Below are 13859 nucleotides of genomic sequence, written 5' to 3'. Positions count from 1 at the left end.
ACGCTTTTTTTATTGTGAAATTTTTCTGAATTATTTAATATTACTCTGCCATTTCTCTACAACCGTCTGAATAAGCTGTTTTGCCTGGTGGGAGATGAGTGAGTGCTTAACGGACTCTTCCATGTCACCAAGGGGGACAGACGGAACCAAAATGACTGAGCCGCCCAGTTCATTTTCCCTCGTACGCCACATGGCATCTGCCGTTAGAAAAAAAACGTGCTTAAACGCTGCTGAGCGTGCTTTTTCTGACCAAAGAGCAGCGTTACCTGCCATTTCCGGTACGTAAGCGTACGGCGGTGTTACAACGACCCTTCCTTTAAACTGACGTTCAAGAAAATCAGCCAGCAGTCCAATAAATTCATATTGCTCAGCTGACTGCCTGAACTCTGTTCCAAAATCCAGCGGAACAAGCGGTATAAGAACCGTATCAATATAGTTTTTTTGCTGTTCAACAAGTGCAGCATCTTTCCCGTTCCAATTCATTTTATCACCCTCCTTTATCATATAGCGCTTTTCTTCGGGTTGTAAATACAAGGCTATGAAAAACGCATCCGGTCAGCAGTCGGATGCGTTTGTATGTTCCAATAATTCATTGAGCTGGTCGGTCAGCCGGAAGAAGGTTTCTTTGTCTCCACGATCAAGCGCCTCATCAATCTGTTCTTTTAAGCGGTCACGCTGAAAATCGTACACGCTCCATTTTAAAAATTGCTCGGCCAGCTCTTTTTCTTTTTCCGTCAGCCGAACCCGTTTTGGCATAAACGGATTTTCGACCCGTACAGCCGCATATTGATGCGACAAGTGGGCATCTTTAAATTTTAGTTCGATGAAGATATCTTCATCTTTATTTAAACGAATATCATGAAAAGACTTTTCTGCGTCTGTTGTCATAATGTTGTCTTTAAAAAAGCGAAACGGTGCGCTGTCTACACAATGAGACGACATAATCATGCCTCTTGGACAGTACTGGGCGTCCTCTACAAAATGCACATGTTCCATAAGCTGGTCATGGCTCATTAAATAGTTTAAAATCCAGACAGATTCTCTGCGCTTTAGCTGATAATGATTTAAAAACCAGCGGATAAAATCCTTTTTCTCATGAACGGAAACCGGAGCAGCCATCATCATCACTCCTCTGCCTTTTTTAATAGGTATCTGTATTTAAGCGTTCTACAAGTTCTGACCATTCGTCATTAAGCGGCTCTTCTTTCATTAACTTTTGGAAAATAGAAAGCGCCTGCTGGCGATGTCCTTCCTCAAGCAGGAAATAGCCGTACTCGGCCAGAAACTCTGTATTTTCATTTAAAATCGGATAAAGGTATTCATATAGTTCTTCCGCTTCTTTGTACTCCTCCAGCCGCTCTGCAGCTCTAGCCGCGTCCCACAGCAGCAAAGGCTCTGCACTGCCCGCTTCGCGGAAGACCGAAGCAATTTCAAGCACTCCTTCGTATTCTTCCTTTTTCATCAGCAATGCATTCAGTGCCAGGGCAGCCTCTGTATATTCTGGATCCAGGGCGAGGGACTCACGAAGATGAGCCTCCCCTTCTTCTTCAAGGCCCCGTTTTAAAGCCAGCTTTCCTGCAAGCAAAAACAATTCTTTTTGATACGCATCCCGCGTAATTCCAGAACGGGCCGCTTCAAGAGCCGCTTCTAAATCTTCTTCCATTTCATGCGCGCGTGCTAAGTACAAGTAAACAGAATGATAATCAGGGTCAAGCTCTGCTGCTTCTGTTAACTTCGCTGCGGCCGTTTTGTATTGGCCTGCTTGAAAAGCGGTAAAACCATACATAAACAACGTATCAATATCTATTTTATCATCAAGGGCCTGCTCGAAGTGAGGCAGGCTTTCTTCAAAGGCGCCGCCGGCACTGTATGCTTCCGCCAGGCGCTTTTGAATCGAAATGCCGGCAATCTCCTCCACGCCCGCTTCTTCAAGTTCCTTGTACTGCCGGATGGCTTCTAAAAACTTGCCTTCTTCTAAATACAGCTCCCCAAGTGCAAGCTTAATAACAGGCTCGTCTGGTTCTGCCTGTTGTGCCTGCAGGAGCTTTTGCTCGCTGACTTCATACAGACCCTGCATTTGATATAAATCGGCCAGCACGAGCAGCGATCGCGTATAAAACGGGTCACTATCATCAATTTCGTCTAAAATAAGCATCGCTTCTTCTTCACGGTCAAGTTCTACAAGCGTCTCTGCCAAAAGCAGCGACAGCTCTCCTTCTCCCGGAAAAGAACGCAGCAGCTCTTCAAACAGCTGCCTTGCTTCATCTAAAAAGCCAAGCTGGAGCAGCTGCTCCCCCAGCATAAATTGTTCTTCTGCATCACTAGAGGCGAGCACCTTTTCATATATGGCAGATGCACCTGCCATATCTCCCTTTTCCAGGTGTGCGATCATATTTTCCGCATTGTTCATGTTTACCGCCTCTTCTTTCTCCGTCTTCGTTTCTTAATTCCTTATTTTAATCAAAGATGGTCAATCGGGCAACTTTTTGGCTTGTACTTCATGTATTCTACTTTGACCGTTATATTCCTTCTTTCCAAAACAGAAAAACGCCCTCATAAAGAGGACGCTCCTTTAACCAGTGTATTCAAATGATCGAAAAATTCAGGGTATGAAACGGCAATGGCTTCATGATTCTCAAGTTCTACAGCACCATCTGTCAGCAGAGAGGCGATCGCCATCACCATACCGATTCGATGATCTCCGTGTGAAGAAACGGATCCGCCGTGAAGCGAAGACTTTCCGCGAATAATCATTCCATCATCGGTTGCTTCAATGTCTGCTCCCAGCTTTTTCAGCTCATTTACAACCGTGTCAATACGGTTTGTTTCTTTTACTTTTAATTCTTCCGCATCGCGAATCACCGTTTCGCCTTCCGCCTGCGTCGCAAGCAGGGCAATAATCGGAATTTCATCAATCAGCCGCGGAATAATAGAGCCGCCGATTTCGATTCCTTTTAATTGAGATGTTCTCACGGTAATGGTGCCCATTTCTTCACCTGGTTCCGTCGTTTTCTCAATTGTTATATCTGCACCCATTTGCTTCATTACATCAATGATTCCCGTTCTTGTTTCGTTCAAGCCGGTATTTTCGAGCACGACTTCGCTATTCGGCGTAATGGCTGCTGCTACCATAAAAAAGGCAGCTGATGAAATATCTCCCGGTACATACACATCTGTTCCCTGGAATGTCTGGCCGCCATGAACGATAATCCGGTCACCCTGCCGGCGGATCTGGCCGCCAAACTGCTCGATCATTTTTTCGGTATGATCGCGCGTTGCTTCCGGTTCAATAATAACCGATTCTCCATCTGCCTGGAGCGCTGCAAAGATAACGGCCGATTTTACCTGTGCACTCGCAACTGGCAGGCGGTACTCGGTTGTCTTCAACTTACGGCCGCGAATGGAAAGCGGCGTGAAACGCCCATTGTCGCGTCCGGCGATATCTGCACCCATGTTGGCAAGAGGCACTGTTACGCGGTCCATTGGACGTTTGCCGATCGACTCATCCCCAATCATCACAGAATGGAATGGGCGTCCGGCTAAAATACCAAGCATTAACCGTGTAGTTGTCCCTGAATTTCCTGTATCTAGGATGGCAGACGGCTCTTGCAGCCCTTCCCAGCCTTTTCCGTGGACAATGATTTCTTCATCTGTTTCCTCAATTTGCACGCCAAGCTTGCGGAAGCAGTCAATTGTGCTTAAGCAGTCTTCCCCTTTTAAAAAGTGGCGGACTGTTGTTCTTCCTTCTGCCAGCGCTCCGAACATAATGGAGCGGTGAGAAATAGACTTGTCACCCGGCACTTCTATACGCCCGCCAAGAGACGGATTAGTAAACGTCAGTTTCATGTTTTGGACCCTCTCTTATGCTAAGAATAAATCATACGTTGTTTTCTGCTCAATGCACTGCTTGGCGCGAAGGCGGTCCCTTTCGCTTTGAAAGCTGATCACCAAAACACCGAACACATCTTCACGTGTTTCGACAATCCGAATATTGGTAATGCTGATACGCTCATCCGCCAGATAGCCTGTTAATTCAGAGATGACACCTGGATAATCCGGCACATCTACGTACATTTCATAGAAAGCAGGAATAGCTCCTTTTGAAGCAGTCGGAAGGCCATCCCGAAATTTTTTCGCGTCGCTAAAATAGTGATAGAGCTTTTCTCCATTTTCTGTTTCCAAAAGCGATAAAACCCCATCCATCTCATCACGCCAGTTGGTTAATAACGAGACGAGCATTTCTTTATTGTGAAGTGAAATATCCCTCCACATTTCCGGGTTTGAGGAAGCAATGCGGGTAATATCCCGGAAACCGCCGGCAGCCAGCCGCTCAATCAACGGATTGTCTTCATTGAATTTTTGAGCCTGGTGCACAAGCGAGGCGGCAATAATGTGCGGAAAATGGCTGATTACACCTGTCATTTTATCGTGCTCTTCTGCTGTGACTTCTAAAATGTTTGCCCGCGTGCCTTCCAGCCATTTTCTTAAAATCGCAACGTGTTTTTCTTTCGCGGCGCCCCCTGGCGTCAGCAGGTAAAAGGCATTTTCAAATAACAGCGCTTTTGAAGCAGCCACCCCGCTTTTATGAGAACCTGCCATCGGATGGCCGCCGATAAACACCACTTCTTTTTCTTCAAGAAGCTTGGCCCGCTCCATGATACGGCTCTTTGTGCTGCCTGTATCCGTTACCAGCACGCCTTCTTTTAGCGGGAGTCCAGCGAGGATCTCAATCATTTCCTCCGTTTTTAAAACCGGCACCGCTAAAATAATTAAATCCGCTCGTTTGGCTCCTTCTTCAAACGAAGAAGCCTTTTCATCTATAATGTTAAGTGCTTCTGCAAGACCCATTTCGGATTCTCGAACATCAAATCCGATAATATGAGCCTGCTCATGGGCTTTTTTTATCGCTTTTGCAAGAGATCCGCCAATTAAGCCAAGACCGGCAATAAAAACATTTCCTCTCATCGGCGCATCACCTTCTATCTTTTTACAGTTTCAGCTAAAAAGCTTTTCATTGCCTCAATAACACCTTCATTTTGTTCTTTTGATCCCACTGTAACCCGCACCGTTCCCGGAATGCCAAGAGCAGCGCCTGAGCGGACAATATATCCTTTTGACATTAAGTATTCAAACAGCTCGTTGCTGTCACAATTGAAATTGATCAAAATAAAGTTTGCTTCTGATGGATAGAACGCCAGATTATTTTCACGGCAGAACGCATAAAACTGCTCTAAGCCTTCTTTGTTTGCTGTACGGCACTGTTCAATAAACGATTGATCCGACAGAGCCGCTGCTGCTGCCACTTGTCCGACCGAATTCACATTAAACGGTTCACGAACGGGATCAAGCTGTGCGATAAGCGATTCGTCTGCAATTCCATAGCCGACACGGAAAGCAGCTAAACCGTATACTTTAGAAAACGTGCGCAACACAATCACATTTTTATATTCTTTAATAATTTCAAGCGCGTCATAGTAATCAGACGCTGTTACATATTCGTAGTACGCTTCATCAAGCACAACCAAAACGCCTTCCGGTACCCGGTCTAAAAATCCGCGAAGCTGTACATCCGTAATATGGACACCTGTTGGATTGTTCGGGCTGCAGAGCCAGACAATAGCCGTATTTTCATCAATGGCTTGAGCCATTTTGTCCAAATCGTGCGCGCCATTTACCAGCTCTACTTCCCGTATTTCGGCACCTTCTACAATGGCATTATGGCGATACTGCGGAAATGAAGGAGTTGGCATAATCGTGTTTTTTCCGGGCTCAAGCATAGCACGGGAAAGCATTAAAATAATTTCATCCGAGCCATTTCCGAAAATCAGCTGTTTTTCGCTTACGTTTAAGAAGGAAGCAAGCTCTTGGCGAAGACTCGTTGTATAACCATCCGGATAAATCGCAAATGATTCCGCGTATTCACGGATACTTTTCGTTACTCGTTCCGATGAGCCAAATGGGTTTTCATTGGATGCAAGCTTAACAACGTCCTGCAGGCCATACGCTTTTTTTACTTCATCCGTTGTACGGCCGGGCTGATATGCTTTTAATGTGAGTATTTGTTCTTTCCATTTCATTTTTTTCCGCTCCTTCAGTTTGTTGATTGCTGCAAGTCCGGACGCAGGACGGACGCTCCTTCTAAATAAACGTGCTGAATATCTTTTTGCGCCACATCTGTGTTCACGTGCATCATAATTCGAATGCATCGTTCTAAACCGCCTTTGATCGCCAGCTCCTGCATACACATAACCGGAACGTACTCCCACCCGTTCTGCTCACGCAGTACCTTAGCTGGAAACATGGCATCTAAATCATTGGTAGCAGATAAAAACGCCGAGCAGACGGTTTGCGGATCAATGTTATTTTGTGCAATCATCTCTTCCATGAGACGTTTTGTCGCTTCTTCCATTAAACGGCTGTCATTTGCTGACACCGTAATGGCTCCACGGATTCCTCTTACCATGTGTCGGACTCCTTTCGAAAGTGCTCGTCAATATGCTGAAGCTCTTCTTTTGTCATTTCTGTTACGTACGGCTTGCCTACTTCGTTCAGCAAAACAAATCGGACCGTGCCGCCGTATGCTTTTTTGTCGCGGGCCATCACAGCGTAAATGTCTTTAAACGAAAAAACCGTACCGGCTTTTACCGGATATCCCATTCGCTTCAGCCATGCGGCAAACGAACCGGTATCGAAGGAAAGGTCATTTTTAAACTGTGAAGCATAAAGGGCAAAAATCATGCCGCAGGCAACCGCCTCGCCGTGCGCTGTTTTTCCGTAACCGGACAGCGCCTCTACCGCATGTCCGTATGTATGGCCAAAGTTTAAAAAAGCCCGGACGCCCGTTTCTTTTTCATCTTCTTTTACGATTGCACTTTTAATTTCGATTCCTCTTTGCAGACAATGCTCTAAAAAAGAGCCTTTTATATCTTCCGCGCTTTTCACCGACTGCTGAATGTTTTCAAGCAGTACCCGATCCGCAATAAGGGCATGCTTGATCACTTCCGCAAAACCGCTTCTCGTTTCCTTCTCAGAAAGCGATTTTAAGAAAGCTGTGTCATACACCACCGCTTCCGGCTGATGAAACGCGCCAATCATATTTTTGCCGAGTGGATGATTGATGGCCGTTTTGCCTCCGACAGCACTGTCATGCGCCAATATCGTTGTCGGAACTTGAATAAATGGAATACCGCGCATATAACTCGCCGCGCAAAAACCTGCCAGGTCGCCGCAGGCGCCTCCGCCAAATGCGATCACAAGCGAGCGGCGGTCAAGCGCTGCTTCAAGCATAGCCGTTAAGCATTGTTCAAAAACAGAAAAGGACTTGGCTGATTCGCCCGCCGGAACGAAATGCCAGTCTGTGGCAAGCGAAGACGGCAGTGCGTCCCGCAGTGCCTCGCCGTGAAGCGCATAAACGGCTTCATCGGCAATGACAAACAAGCGGGTTGGTGCTTTGGGCATATCAAGAATAACGCGGCTGATTTCCTGTACCGCTCCTTCCCCAATGATGACTGGGTAGGTTTTATGAGTCGTTTCAACAAGTACACGGTTCATCATTAAAACTCCCTTGTGTACGCTTCATGTTCCTTTACCTGGCGGATTAAATGATCCATCCGATCACTGTTAAACTGTTCTAAAATAGCGTTAGCCAGCTCCCAGGCAACCGCTGCTTCTGCCACAACCGCCGCTGCAGGAACAGCGCAGGCATCTGAACGCTCAATGCTTGCTGTAAATGGCTCTTTTGTATCGATATCCACACTCTCAAGCGGCTTGTAAAGGGTTGGAATTGGCTTCATAACCCCGCGAACAACGACTGGCATCCCATTTGTCATGCCGCCTTCAAAGCCGCCCAGACGATTTGTTTTCCGGTAAAAGCCCTGCTGCTCACTCCAGGCAATCTCGTCATGCACTTCGCTGCCGAATTTGCGTGCTGCTTCAAAGCCAATGCCAATTTCTACTCCTTTGAATGCGTTAATGCTGACAATCGCAGCTGCGACCTTCGCATCAAGCTTGCGGTCATAGTGAACATAGCTTCCAACCCCGATCGGCATTCCTTCTGCAATCACTTCCACAACACCGCCGATTGAGTCACCGTTTTTCTTCGCGTTATCAATCGCTTCAATCATTTTTGCTGCTGCTTCTTCATCCAGGCAGCGGACAGATGATGCTTCACTGCGCTCCTGCAGTTCAGCAATCGTTTCAAATTGTACATTTTCAGCACGAATGCCGCCAATTTCCACAACGTGTGAGGCAATTTCTACCCCGAGTAGTTTTAACAGCTTTTTGGCTGCTGCCCCTGCGGCTACACGTACCGTTGTTTCACGGGCAGATGAGCGTTCCAGCACATTCCGCATATCCCGGTGACCGTATTTGATACCGCCATTTAAATCTGCATGTCCAGGACGAGGACGTGTAATTTTCCGCTTGATCTCCTCCGCTGCTTCCTCGTTTTCAAGTGGTTCAATTCCCATGATCTTCGTCCAGTGCTTCCAATCATCATTTTCCACAACCAGCGTGACAGGTGAGCCAAGTGTATATCCGTGGCGGACGCCTGATTTGATCGCTACTAAATCTTTTTCTATCTGCATGCGGCGGCCGCGCCCATGCCCTTTCTGACGGCGAAGCAAATCATGGTTGATGTCTTCTGCAAGAAGCTCCATACCGGCCGGAAGCCCCTCGATAATCGTTGTTAATTGTGGTCCATGTGATTCTCCAGCTGTTAAATATCTCATTCTCCTGCTCCCTTCAATACGTTAAAGCGGTTATGTACTACTATATCATATTTAAAATTCATTGGAACAGCCGAAACGGCTGTTTTTGAGAATTTTATCACAATTTCTGCGCTGCATGGAGACAAATTTAAAAAAGCCGGCATGCCGGCTTTATACTTTTTTATAAAAAAAGGTATCTTCTACCTGAAAACCGTACCGCTCCGGATTAAATATTTGTTCCGTGCTTCCGACAAACAGGACACCGCCAGGCCGAAGTGCTGCATTAAATTTCCGGTACAGCTCATCTTTTGCTTCTTCTGTAAAATAAATCATCACATTCCGGCAGACGATCAAGTCGAAGCTGCTTTCAAATCGATCCGACAAAAGATTTTGTTTTTTAAACGTGACCGTCCTTTTAATATCATCGGAAATTTTATAAAAAGCACCTTCCTGCTGAAAATACTTCCTCTTCATAGGTTCCGGCAGTTCAGCGAGCGACCGTTCCGGATAAAGACCGAGCTTTGCTTTTTGAATCACATTTACGTCAAGATCCGTCGCCTGAACAGACACGGAGGCAAGCGGCATATAAGCGGACAAAATCATAGAAAGCGTATAGGGCTCCTCTCCTGTAGAGCAGGCCGCACTCCACACTTTCAGCCGCTTGTTTTCCTGGAGTAGCTGCGGCAGAATTTTGTTCTCTAATACTTCCCATCTCTTACCATTCCGATAAAATTCTGACACATTGATGGTCATCCGGTCTAAAAATTCATTCATCATCGTTTGATTTGAATTTAATGCGTCAAAAAACGTAGAAAAGGATGGATACCCCTTTTTTTCGTATAAAGACGTCAGCCTTCTTTTCATTTGTGCTTCTTTATATAAACCAAGGTCAATGCCTGTTTTTCGCTTAATCGAGCCGACAAACTGTTCGTAATCCCCCATTGTGCTCATCCTTTCTGTCGATTCGCTTCTTTTTTCTTTATTATAGCTGATCTCGGGAAAAGAAGTGGGAAAAATTTCACAAAAAAAGAGTTTCCAGCCCAGCCGGCTGAAAACTCAAGGAATGATTAGTAGACCCATTCAGATCCTGATTTTTCGTACGCTGTCAGCTCATTTTCTTGGAAGAAAAGGCTGATTTCACGCTTGGCACTTTCAGGAGAATCAGAACCATGAATGACATTTTTCCCTACAATAACGCCAAAATCACCGCGAATCGTTGCCGGTGCTGCGTCTTTCGGGTTTGTAGACCCCATCATTTGACGAGCAGTCGCAATGACATTTTCACCTTCCCACACCATGGCGAAAACAGGTCCAGAAGTAATAAAATCTACTAATTCACCGAAAAATGGGCGTTCCTTATGTTCCCCGTAGTGCTGTTGAGCTGTTTCAGGTGATATATGCATCAGCTTTGCAGCCACAAGGCGGAAGCCTTTTTTCTCAAAACGCGACACAATTTCCCCAATCAAACCACGCTGTACTCCATCAGGTTTTACCATTAAGTATGTTTGCTCCATCTTTCACCACTCCTGTGTTATGTATACCGCTTACATGCGGACAAGATGAATCGTAACACTTCCTTTGTAAATTTACAACGCTTTCATGGAAAAAATTAATATTTTCTTTTGCCAATAAAATGGGCAATATCACGTAATGAATTCCGGTGCCGGCCCGGCGGTAATTCTGTTAAAATAGCCAGTGCCCGATCGAGATATCTTCTGCTTAACGCGTGAGATTGTTCAATCGCATCGCTGCGCTTTAATCGGGCAATAATATCGTCTATTTCTTCACGGCTTGAATGAGCGTGAATAGAAGTAATACGCGTACGCATGTCTCTGTCCTGCATCGCATACAAAACAGGAAGCGTAATGTTTCCTTGAAGGAGGTCACCGCCGGCTGGTTTGCCCAGTTCTTTTTCACTTGCTGTAAAGTCGAGAATATCATCGGTAATTTGAAAAGACATCCCTACATTGTAGCCGAAATCGTACAGCTTCCGGTGGATCGAAGCTGGAGCGCCCGCTGCAATAGCGCCAAGCTGGCAGCTGGCTGCGATCAAAATAGCCGTTTTTCTCTTGATGCGGCGAAGGTAATCGCGCAGATGCTGATCATACCGGTACTTATCCTGAATTTGAATGATCTCTCCGATACACAGCTCTGTCATCGTATGGGATAGAATCTGGTGAGCCTCTACTTCTTTAATTCTTGTCATAGAGTCGAGCGCAGCGGCAAAAATGTAATTGCCAGCATACATGGCGATCCGGTTATCCCACTCCGCTTTCACCGTGTGCTCTCCCCGTCGGATAACGGCATCATCAATAACGTCGTCGTGAACAAGTGAAGCCATGTGAATCAATTCAAGAGTAGCAGCTGCATATTTCACACGATGAATATCGTAATCACCAAACTTCGCGCCAAGCAGAAGCATTACCGGGCGAATGCGTTTTCCGCCTGCTTGAAGAAGATGTACAGACGCCTCCTCCAGAATGGACGATGACGAACGAACGGCGTGTTCCAGCTCCTGCTCAATTAAATCAATATCCGCTTTTAACCGCGTATAAATTAGTTTTATATTCATTTCTTTTCACCCGGCTCTTGGTCTAGTATTATTTGTTTCCGTAATGTGTGGCAGCTACACCGCCTGTGTGAGCTTTAAAACGCACATTTTGAAAGCCGGCCTGCTGAAACATGCGGGCAAGCTCTTTCATGTCTGGAAAATGGCGCGCTGATTCCTGCAGCCATGAATATTCCTCATAGCTTTTCGCGAAAAGACGGCCAACCGCCGGCATGATGAAGCGGAAATACAGCTCGTACCCTTCCTTAAAAACAGGCATTTGCGGCTGGCTTGTTTCCAGGCATACGACCATTCCGCCTGGTTTTAACACACGGCGCATCTCTGAAAGCACCTGCATATAATCCGGTACGTTCCGAAGACCAAAACCAATCGTCACAAAATCAAACGTATCGTCTTCGAACGGAAGCTCCATCGCGTTGCCGTGGATCAATTCTACCTGTTCCAAACCGGCCGCCTCTATTTTCTGCCTGCAGACAACAAGCATATTTTCGCTGAAATCAAGCCCCTTGACCACTCCATGCGGCCCCACGGCTTCCGCCAGCGCTATTGTCCAATCGCCTGTTCCGCAGCATACATCAAGCGCTTTTGCACCTTTAGGCACATTCATGATTTTCATTGTTTCATTTCGCCAGCGCTTGTGCTGCTGAAAGCTGATAATAGAATTCAGTTTATCGTAGTTACCGTATATTTTTTGAAATACACTGTGCACTTTTTCTTCTTTAGATTGCTGCATTTGTCACCCTTCTTCCACGAGCCGAAGCGGCCTGCTGCCAAAAAGGCGGTCGCGCTCCGCTTCAATGACAGCCGCTTTATAGGAATCTATGCTTTCTATACACTTTGTTACATCCGCATGGATCTCTTTAAGCCGCTGCTCGATAACCTCGATGACCTGCTGGTCTGTCTCGTATTGTTGTTTTAATGCTTCAAAAAGAATAAAGGGTTCATTTTTCTCACGAAGAAGCCGGTCTGCCGTCAAAAGCTGCCGCAGGGCACGAGCCAATATTTCATCTGTACCCTTTTCGATGTGCACGGCGCCAATAATATCGCCTTCAATCACTGCAACAGCGTCTAATATGGCTTCTTTTGTTTCAAGCTGATACCGGTGAAGCGATGTTTTCGCTTCATTCACCCTTTTTACCGCTCCTGCAAGAACGCCTACCCAGTGGACACAGCCCGCTTCTGCAAGGGTCCGGTAATACATCCCGCTAAAATAATCACCCGCTAATACGATCAACTGGTTTTTTTGTGTGATTTCTTTGGTCACAGACGGAATGGCATCATGTACATCCATTGCCAGCCCAATGAGAACAGCTGCCCGCATCAGCTTCTGCACCTGTTCACTTTTTCTTTCCTCGTCTGTAAATGCCAGCATTAAAGCAGATGCCCGAAGCGGGTTTATAACCGGCCTGCCGATCACTTTATCTAAAAAAGGCTGCCGGCATGCCCGGTTGATTTCTTCAAGCAGTGTACTCTGTTGCTCCTGCCACTCCTTCATTGTGAAAACCCCTCACTCGCAAATCATTTCAAATCGTTTCGTTCCTTTTCATTACGCACACTTAGTATATCACACTCGTGTTCTCATGACGAACGAATGAGCGAAAGCAGCTCGGTCCGAAGCTGGGCGTCGTTTTCGTACAAACCACGCGCGGCTGTGGTGACCGTTTTAGCGCCTGGCTTTTTCACCCCGCGCATAGCCATGCACATATGCTCCGCTTGCACAATCACCATTACCCCTTGCGGCTGAAGCATGTCCATAATTGCGTCTGCTACTTCATTTGTGATCCGCTCCTGCAACTGCGGACGGCGGGCAACCGATTCAACGGCTCGTGCCAGCTTGCTTAAGCCGGTTACTTTTCCGCCTTTTGGCATATACGCTACGTGAGCATGGCCGAAAAACGGCACAAGGTGATGCTCACACATCGAGTAAAAAGGAATGTCCTTTACAAGAACAAGCTCTTCATATTGTTCTTCAAATACAGTTTCGAAATAAAATCTTGGATCCACGTGAAGACCTGAAAATGCTTCTTCATACATTTTCGCTACCCGTTTCGGTGTATCTTGAAGACCTTCCCGGTCCGGATTTTCACCAACCGCTTCTAAAATCAGGCGTACGGCCTGCTGAATTTTGGCATGATCTACTTCAGCCATTTTTATCCACTCCTGTATACATGTATTGCATGTGTAATATTATTATTTGTACTGCACTTCATCTTAGCATATCGGGTCAACTCTGGGCAAAGTGAAGTGTTCAAAAAAAGAGACCGCCCAATGGGGGCAGTCCCGCTTTAGCCAGAGTAGGCTATGTACTTATTTAACCGCGTCTTTAAGCGCTTTACCCGGTTTAAATGCCGGTACTTTGCTCGCAGCGATTTCGATTTCTTCACCTGTTTGTGGGTTACGTCCTTTACGTGCTGAACGCTCACGCACCTCAAAGTTACCGAAACCAATCAATTGTACTTTGTCGCCTTTTGCCAATGTTTCTTGGATGGCATCGAAAAGAGCATCAACCGCTTTTGTCGCGTCTTTCTTAGAAAGTTCTGCTGTTTCTGCAACTTCATTGATCAAGTCAGTTTTGTTCATGC

At 46.2% G+C, this 13859-nt stretch carries 16 protein-coding genes; all 16 read right to left on the bottom strand.

All coding sequences use genetic code 11. The features are described from left to right. Positions 1-30: 30 nt before the first annotated feature. On the bottom strand, positions 31-483 hold the full coding sequence (locus RIN81_RS04275) for a YpiF family protein (protein WP_309087732.1): 453 nt from the start codon (positions 481-483) through the stop codon (positions 31-33). A 72-nt stretch (positions 484-555) separates the two neighbouring features. Next, complete coding sequence (locus tag RIN81_RS04270) at positions 556-1119, bottom strand: ReoY family proteolytic degradation factor (protein WP_242233617.1); 564 nt, start codon at positions 1117-1119, stop codon at positions 556-558. Positions 1120-1141: 22 nt separating this feature from the next. Then, positions 1142-2410, bottom strand: coding sequence for a tetratricopeptide repeat protein (locus RIN81_RS04265; RefSeq protein WP_309087729.1), 1269 nt, complete (start codon positions 2408-2410; stop codon positions 1142-1144). Positions 2411-2553: 143 nt separating this feature from the next. Further along, the gene (gene aroA / locus RIN81_RS04260) at positions 2554-3846 is read right to left on the bottom strand and encodes a 3-phosphoshikimate 1-carboxyvinyltransferase (protein ID WP_309087727.1); all 1293 of its coding nucleotides are present in this window, start codon (positions 3844-3846) and stop codon (positions 2554-2556) included. Positions 3847-3861: 15 nt separating this feature from the next. Then, a complete protein-coding gene (locus tag RIN81_RS04255) occupies positions 3862-4965 on the bottom strand; it encodes a prephenate dehydrogenase (protein WP_309087725.1) in 1104 nt (367 codons plus the stop codon). A gap of 14 nt (positions 4966-4979) precedes the next feature. After that, positions 4980-6077, bottom strand: a complete 1098-nt coding sequence (gene hisC / locus RIN81_RS04250) for a histidinol-phosphate transaminase (protein WP_309087723.1) — start codon at positions 6075-6077, stop codon at positions 4980-4982. A 14-nt stretch (positions 6078-6091) separates the two neighbouring features. Next, on the bottom strand, positions 6092-6463 hold the full coding sequence (gene aroH / locus RIN81_RS04245) for a chorismate mutase (RefSeq protein WP_309087721.1): 372 nt from the start codon (positions 6461-6463) through the stop codon (positions 6092-6094). Continuing rightward, positions 6457-7554, bottom strand: a complete 1098-nt coding sequence (aroB, locus tag RIN81_RS04240; RefSeq protein WP_309087719.1) for a 3-dehydroquinate synthase — start codon at positions 7552-7554, stop codon at positions 6457-6459. Before aroB ends, aroH begins: the two co-directional genes overlap by 7 nt. Further along, positions 7554-8729, bottom strand: coding sequence for a chorismate synthase (gene aroC / locus RIN81_RS04235; RefSeq protein ID WP_309087717.1), 1176 nt, complete (start codon positions 8727-8729; stop codon positions 7554-7556). The genes aroB and aroC overlap by 1 nt, the downstream gene beginning before the upstream one ends. Positions 8730-8879: 150 nt before the next feature. Then, on the bottom strand, positions 8880-9650 hold the full coding sequence (locus RIN81_RS04230; RefSeq protein WP_309087715.1) for a CheR family methyltransferase: 771 nt from the start codon (positions 9648-9650) through the stop codon (positions 8880-8882). Positions 9651-9775: 125 nt separating this feature from the next. Continuing rightward, positions 9776-10222: a nucleoside-diphosphate kinase gene (gene ndk, locus RIN81_RS04225; protein ID WP_309087713.1), complete on the bottom strand. Its 447-nt coding sequence runs from the start codon at positions 10220-10222 to the stop codon at positions 9776-9778. A 95-nt stretch (positions 10223-10317) separates the two neighbouring features. Continuing rightward, complete coding sequence (gene hepT / locus RIN81_RS04220) at positions 10318-11280, bottom strand: heptaprenyl diphosphate synthase component II (RefSeq protein WP_309087711.1); 963 nt, start codon at positions 11278-11280, stop codon at positions 10318-10320. A 28-nt stretch (positions 11281-11308) separates the two neighbouring features. Next, on the bottom strand, positions 11309-12010 hold the full coding sequence (locus RIN81_RS04215) for a demethylmenaquinone methyltransferase (RefSeq protein WP_309087709.1): 702 nt from the start codon (positions 12008-12010) through the stop codon (positions 11309-11311). A gap of 3 nt (positions 12011-12013) precedes the next feature. Further along, positions 12014-12772: a heptaprenyl diphosphate synthase component 1 gene (locus RIN81_RS04210; RefSeq protein ID WP_309087707.1), complete on the bottom strand. Its 759-nt coding sequence runs from the start codon at positions 12770-12772 to the stop codon at positions 12014-12016. Between the two features lie 83 nt (positions 12773-12855). Further along, positions 12856-13425 carry a GTP cyclohydrolase I FolE gene (gene folE / locus RIN81_RS04205; protein WP_242233604.1) on the bottom strand — a complete coding sequence of 190 codons (570 nt, stop codon included), beginning with the start codon at positions 13423-13425 and terminating at the stop codon, positions 12856-12858. 159 nt (positions 13426-13584) lie between these two features. Next, positions 13585-13857, bottom strand: a complete 273-nt coding sequence (locus tag RIN81_RS04200; RefSeq protein ID WP_242233603.1) for an HU family DNA-binding protein — start codon at positions 13855-13857, stop codon at positions 13585-13587. Positions 13858-13859 lie beyond the last annotated feature (2 nt).

The sequence above is a fragment of the Domibacillus sp. genome, from assembly GCF_031181085.1.
Classification (GTDB): Bacteria; Bacillota; Bacilli; order Bacillales; family Domibacillaceae; genus Domibacillus.
Note: the sequence above shows the minus strand (reverse complement) of the source record. Positions and strands in the feature narration are given on the sequence as shown.

Bases quoted from the DNA above. Each gene is read 5' to 3' on its own strand.
- RIN81_RS04270 (WP_242233617.1), bottom strand. From the start codon at position 1,119: ATGGCTGCTCCGGTTTCCGTTCATGAGAAAAAGGATTTTATCCGCTGG.
- aroH (WP_309087721.1), bottom strand. From the start codon at position 6,463: ATGGTAAGAGGAATCCGTGGAGCCATTACGGTGTCAGCAAATGACAGC.
- ndk (WP_309087713.1), bottom strand. From the start codon at position 10,222: ATGGAGCAAACATACTTAATGGTAAAACCTGATGGAGTACAGCGTGGT.
- RIN81_RS04265 (WP_309087729.1), bottom strand. From the start codon at position 2,410: ATGAACAATGCGGAAAATATGATCGCACACCTGGAAAAGGGAGATATG.
- hisC (WP_309087723.1), bottom strand. From the start codon at position 6,077: ATGAAATGGAAAGAACAAATACTCACATTAAAAGCATATCAGCCCGGC.
- aroB (WP_309087719.1), bottom strand. From the start codon at position 7,554: ATGATGAACCGTGTACTTGTTGAAACGACTCATAAAACCTACCCAGTC.
- aroA (WP_309087727.1), bottom strand. From the start codon at position 3,846: ATGAAACTGACGTTTACTAATCCGTCTCTTGGCGGGCGTATAGAAGTG.
- RIN81_RS04230 (WP_309087715.1), bottom strand. From the start codon at position 9,650: ATGGGGGATTACGAACAGTTTGTCGGCTCGATTAAGCGAAAAACAGGC.
- hepT (WP_309087711.1), bottom strand. From the start codon at position 11,280: ATGAATATAAAACTAATTTATACGCGGTTAAAAGCGGATATTGATTTA.
- folE (WP_242233604.1), bottom strand. From the start codon at position 13,425: ATGGCTGAAGTAGATCATGCCAAAATTCAGCAGGCCGTACGCCTGATT.
- RIN81_RS04210 (WP_309087707.1), bottom strand. From the start codon at position 12,772: ATGAAGGAGTGGCAGGAGCAACAGAGTACACTGCTTGAAGAAATCAAC.
- RIN81_RS04275 (WP_309087732.1), bottom strand. From the start codon at position 483: ATGAATTGGAACGGGAAAGATGCTGCACTTGTTGAACAGCAAAAAAAC.
- RIN81_RS04200 (WP_242233603.1), bottom strand. From the start codon at position 13,857: ATGAACAAAACTGACTTGATCAATGAAGTTGCAGAAACAGCAGAACTT.
- RIN81_RS04215 (WP_309087709.1), bottom strand. From the start codon at position 12,010: ATGCAGCAATCTAAAGAAGAAAAAGTGCACAGTGTATTTCAAAAAATA.
- RIN81_RS04255 (WP_309087725.1), bottom strand. From the start codon at position 4,965: ATGAGAGGAAATGTTTTTATTGCCGGTCTTGGCTTAATTGGCGGATCT.
- aroC (WP_309087717.1), bottom strand. From the start codon at position 8,729: ATGAGATATTTAACAGCTGGAGAATCACATGGACCACAATTAACAACG.